General features: G+C 43.2%; 1 protein-coding gene. It reads left to right on the plus strand.

The features are described from left to right. Positions 1-789, plus strand: a 789-nt coding sequence (locus ACQRDX_RS09445; protein WP_427897466.1) for a MucBP domain-containing protein, incomplete at both ends; no start/stop codon positions are given.

Here is a 789-nt window from a genome sequence, read left to right on the forward strand (position 1 = left end):
ATCTGAATCAGCTTCAACATCAGCGTCTGAATCAGCTTCAACATCAGCGTCTGAGTCAGCTTCAACATCAGCGTCTGAGTCAGCTTCAACATCAGCGTCTGAGTCAGCTTCAACATCAGCGTCTGAGTCAGCAAGCACATCAGCGTCTGAGTCAGCTTCAACATCAGCATCTGAATCAGCTTCAACATCAGCATCTGAATCAGCTTCAACATCAGCGTCTGAATCAGCTTCAACATCAGCATCTGAGTCAGCTTCAACATCAGCATCTGAATCAGCTTCAACATCAGCATCTGAGTCAGCTTCAACATCAGCATCTGAGTCAGCTTCAACATCAGCATCTGAATCAGCAAGCACATCAGCGTCTGAGTCAGCTTCAACATCAGCATCTGAGTCAGCATCATTATCAACATCTGAGTCAACGTCATTATCAACTTCAGAATCAACATCAGTATCTGAATCACAATCAGAAACAGCTAAGATTGGTTCAGTTATCGTTAACTACATCGACACAGAAGGTAACGTGATTAAAGCACCTGTATCTGATACAGTTGATGCAGCGGTAGGTACTGACTACGACACAACAGATAACAAGCCAACTGAAATTGTTACTGAAGACGGTACCAAATATGTTCTTGTACCATCTAAGACAATTGGTACCGAAACAGGTGATGTTGTAGAAGGCGTAACTGAAATCACTTACGTTTACCAAAAAGTAGCGAAGTGGATTCCATTGATTCCAGGTGTTCCAGAAAACGAACGTCCAACAACTGAGTACCCATTCGATCCAAC

The organism is Streptococcus sp. SGI.013, from assembly GCF_050315295.1.
Taxonomy (GTDB): domain Bacteria; phylum Bacillota; class Bacilli; order Lactobacillales; family Streptococcaceae; genus Streptococcus; species Streptococcus porcorum.